This is a genomic window from Microcystis sp. M53603_WE2 (genome assembly GCF_030065435.1).
In genome coordinates, this window is the sequence record NZ_JASJFF010000789.1 from 1 (window position 1) to 3317 (window position 3317).

Genomic DNA, 3317 nt, shown 5'->3' on the forward strand with positions numbered 1-3317 from the left:
AAATCCTTATCTGGCAAGAGACTTAATTGATTAGTTCGCTCTAGATAAGAAATAATTGACAAAAATCGCTAAATGCCTTTCTATATAAGGGTTCCATCCCTTATAACCCCCGTCCATTGCATAACACAAACCGAAGAGCCAAAATCAATAACTAAAATTTTATAGCTATACCTATGACCACTCCCACGATCGAGTTTTTTGTCGGTTTATCAGAAGAATTAAGCGGTGTTAGTCTCCGCAAAAATAAAAGTACCGGGATTCGCAATGTCCTGATGACTTTTAAAACCCTGAAAGCGATCGAACGTTTCCAAAGTTTCACCACCCGCACCTACGGCGATCTCCGTCTCACCGATGAGGAAGGAGTGATTATAGTTATTCCCAACTCGACTAAGTTTATTTTTGGAGGAGATGAAGGAGATGAAATTCAACGGGTAGAATGTGGTTTTGAAATCACCGATGAACACTGGGAGCGTTTTCTGCGCTTTATGAATCGTTATGCAGCCGCTAACGGGATGGGGTATCAGGATAAGTGAGAAGTGGGAAGTGGGGTGTAGGGTGTGGGGTGTAGGGTGTGGGGAGAACAAATAAAAATAATCTCCTGACTACCGACTTGAAAGAGGGTGTAGGGTGTGGGGTGTAGGGAAAGAAACATCTTTCATCTGTGGGGGTGAAAATTTTTTCATCGGGACTGACTCCTGAACTCTGATAGCCAAAAACCAGCTAAAATAAGGATAAATTTAGTCAAGAAACCATGAAAATAGCGATTACTGGGGCGACGGGATTTGTGGGTAGTAGATTGGTGGTCAAACTCTATGATCGCGGCGATGACATCCTAATTTTGACTCGCAATCCCGATAAAGCCCGAAGAATTTACCCAAAGTCAATCTATCCTAAGATAGAGATTATTCCCTATATCGCCACAGAATCGGGGGATTGGCAAAAAGAGATTTGCGGATGTGACGCGGTGATTAATCTAGCGGGAGAACCGATTTCGGAACGCTGGACCGGTGAAGCAAAACGAGCAATCGTCGCTAGTCGGGAAATCGGCACCGAGAAAATTGTCGAGGCGATCTCGCGTAGCGAGCGCGTTGCGACCGCACTGGCCGACCAGAAACCGAAAGTTTTAATTAACTCCTCGGCGATCGGTTACTATGGAACCAGTGAAACCGCTAGTTTTGACGAAAATAGCCCTCCCGGTGACGATTTTCTGGCAGATGTCTGTAAAAAGTGGGAAACAGCAGCCCAAAAAGTTAAAGATTACGGCACTCGTTTAGTCATTCTTCGCACGGGTATTGTTTTAGGCAATGGGGGGGCCCTGGGGAAAATGATCCCACCCTTCAAACTTTTTGCCGGCGGACCGATTGGGAGCGGTCGTCAGTGGTTTTCTTGGATTCATCGGGATGATTTAATTAATTTAATTATCTATTGTCTCGATCGCCAGGGAATTAGCGGTACTTTCAACGCTACTGCACCCAATCCCGTCCGGATGAAAGAATTCTGTCAGATTTTAGGGGAAGTAATGAATCGTCCTTCTTGGTTGCCAGTGCCAGATTTTGCCCTCGAAATTCTCTTGGGAGAAGGAGCAAAAATCGTCTTAGAAGGTCAAGAAGTGCTGCCAAAAGCCACTCAAGCGATCGGTTTTGACTATCGTTATCCTAATCTAGAAGCGGCCTTACAAGAAATCGTCCCGAAAATGTAGAAAGCTGATACACTGGGGGGAAAAATTCTCAATACTAACGGTCTATGATGAATCTTTCCGAGCCGACAGCAAATTATTGTTTTTGCACTTTAGCCCTAAGAGAAAAGTATCAAAAATTAACTAAAACTTTGGCTGAAGATTTACAAAAATACGCCCCTCAGAGCAGTCTAGTGGTGGGAACTGATGCCCCTCAGTATTTTGATAATAGTCCCAATGTTATGGCTTTTAAACATACTCAAAAAGGTATTTTACATTGTTATAATGATAAACGCTTTGTTCTAGAAGAAAGTTTAAAGTTATTTCCGACAGCTATTTTTATCGATGCGGATACAAGACTAATAGAATCATTACCGGACAATCTTGATTTTACTCCAGGTATCGTTGGTTGTCATCAGAGTATGGTTGAGCATAATAAAAAATATCGTCCTCGGGATTTACCTAATTTAATCAGGGTTTCTGAAAAACTAGGAATTCCGAGTGAACAAGTAAATTGGATTGGAGAGTCTTTATTTATAGTCACTAGAGATGGAGGGAAAGAGCAAGAGTTTTTGCATTTTTGGGGGAAGATAGCACTCTATTTAGAAATGAAAGGAATGCACAGTGGCGAAGGCAGTATTATGGGACTAGCGGCAGCAAAAGTCGGGTGGACAGTAGATACCGGTGAAGCTTGGTTAATCCTCAAAAATAAAAGCAATCACCTTGATGCCAGTTATCAACCTCCCATTAAAAAAGATTTTTGGCAACCCCTCCAAAAAAGACTAGGCTATCATTATCGTCTCAATTTAGCCCGACTGAATGCCCTAAAAAACTACGATTTTTACTATCGCTAATCTATTTTTCACTCCAGACGGGATGGGAGAATAAAGAGGCGGCCACTCTCACCCCGCGCAGTTGATTTAACAGGGGTAAATGGCCCACGGGAGCGCTTAAATCCCAGATAAATTCCTGCGGGTATTTTGTCCAATTATTGCCATTTTTCCAGCCAATTTTCGGCCAGAGTTTCGGGAAATCTTGACCGACACCGAGCCATAATTTGCGCTGCACCGACCAACCGAATTTCCCTTCCGAATGAACTAACCAAAGATTATCAATAGTCTGAATGTCAACCTTGGGAAAAGCTTCTACTTCCGTAAAATAGACCCATTTCCTCTGTATTGCCCCTTCTCCTGCTAATTCACAGAGTTTTTGACGGGTAAGACTATCGGCAGTTTGAAAATCCTGTTTAGCCAATAATTCCTGTAAAAGTCGATAATCGATACCTTTAGCACTATCGAGGGGAACAACCCCCGTGGGAAAATAATTAGCTAAAAATTCCTTGCTCTGAGCGCTATTATCTTGATAGAGCAATTGATAGGCCTTACCTGTCACCAGATTAACAGGAGTCGGCTGCTTGGCCAACAAAAAATCTCTCAATACGGTTAGGCCACCTTCTCCGGCCCCGGCTAATTGTGTCAGAATCTGTAATTGATTTTTCGGCGACTCGGTGGCTAATTGACTCATCTTACGGGTAATATCCTCGCTTTGTTCTTCTACTAACACGCCATTCTGGTCAGTCATATCATCACTTTTAAAACCACTCCTTCAATACTATTACCACTATTTCGGGGTCGCTGCTCGA

The 3317-nt window shown here is 43.0% G+C and carries 5 protein-coding genes; 3 read left to right on the plus strand and 2 right to left on the minus strand.

Features of this window, described 5'->3' with window-relative positions; all coding sequences use genetic code 11:
* Positions 1–173: 173 nt before the first annotated feature.
* Positions 174–533 (plus strand): photosystem II reaction center protein Psb28, encoded by a 360-nt coding sequence (gene psb28 / locus PX481_RS16840; RefSeq protein ID WP_002757021.1) that lies wholly within the window; start codon positions 174–176, stop codon positions 531–533.
* Here the strand turns inward: psb28 and PX481_RS16845 are convergent.
* The gene (locus tag PX481_RS16845; protein WP_283160160.1) at positions 521–652 is read right to left on the minus strand and encodes a hypothetical protein; all 132 of its coding nucleotides are present in this window, start codon (positions 650–652) and stop codon (positions 521–523) included. The genes psb28 and PX481_RS16845 overlap by 13 nt on opposite strands.
* A gap of 99 nt (positions 653–751) precedes the next feature.
* On the opposite strand from PX481_RS16845, the gene thyD reads away from it, so the two are divergent.
* Together thyD and PX481_RS16855 are read left to right on the plus strand one after the other, a co-directional pair.
* Positions 752–1699, plus strand: a complete 948-nt coding sequence (thyD, locus tag PX481_RS16850) for a thylakoid membrane protein ThyD (RefSeq protein ID WP_287971753.1) — start codon at positions 752–754, stop codon at positions 1697–1699.
* Between the two features lie 44 nt (positions 1700–1743).
* Positions 1744–2529, plus strand: a complete 786-nt coding sequence (locus tag PX481_RS16855) for a hypothetical protein (protein ID WP_002757024.1) — start codon at positions 1744–1746, stop codon at positions 2527–2529.
* Position 2530: 1 nt separating this feature from the next.
* Here the strand turns inward: PX481_RS16855 and PX481_RS16860 are convergent, their stop codons facing one another.
* Positions 2531–3256 carry a GUN4 domain-containing protein gene (locus PX481_RS16860; protein WP_288095091.1) on the minus strand — a complete coding sequence of 242 codons (726 nt, stop codon included), beginning with the start codon at positions 3254–3256 and terminating at the stop codon, positions 2531–2533.
* Between the last annotated feature and the right edge of the window lie 61 nt (positions 3257–3317).

Bases quoted from the DNA above. Each gene is read 5' to 3' on its own strand.
- psb28 (WP_002757021.1), top strand. From the start codon at position 174: ATGACCACTCCCACGATCGAGTTTTTTGTCGGTTTATCAGAAGAATTA.
- PX481_RS16845 (WP_283160160.1), bottom strand. From the start codon at position 652: ATGTTTCTTTCCCTACACCCCACACCCTACACCCTCTTTCAAGTCGGT.
- thyD (WP_287971753.1), top strand. From the start codon at position 752: ATGAAAATAGCGATTACTGGGGCGACGGGATTTGTGGGTAGTAGATTG.
- PX481_RS16855 (WP_002757024.1), top strand. From the start codon at position 1,744: ATGATGAATCTTTCCGAGCCGACAGCAAATTATTGTTTTTGCACTTTA.
- PX481_RS16860 (WP_288095091.1), bottom strand. From the start codon at position 3,256: ATGACTGACCAGAATGGCGTGTTAGTAGAAGAACAAAGCGAGGATATT.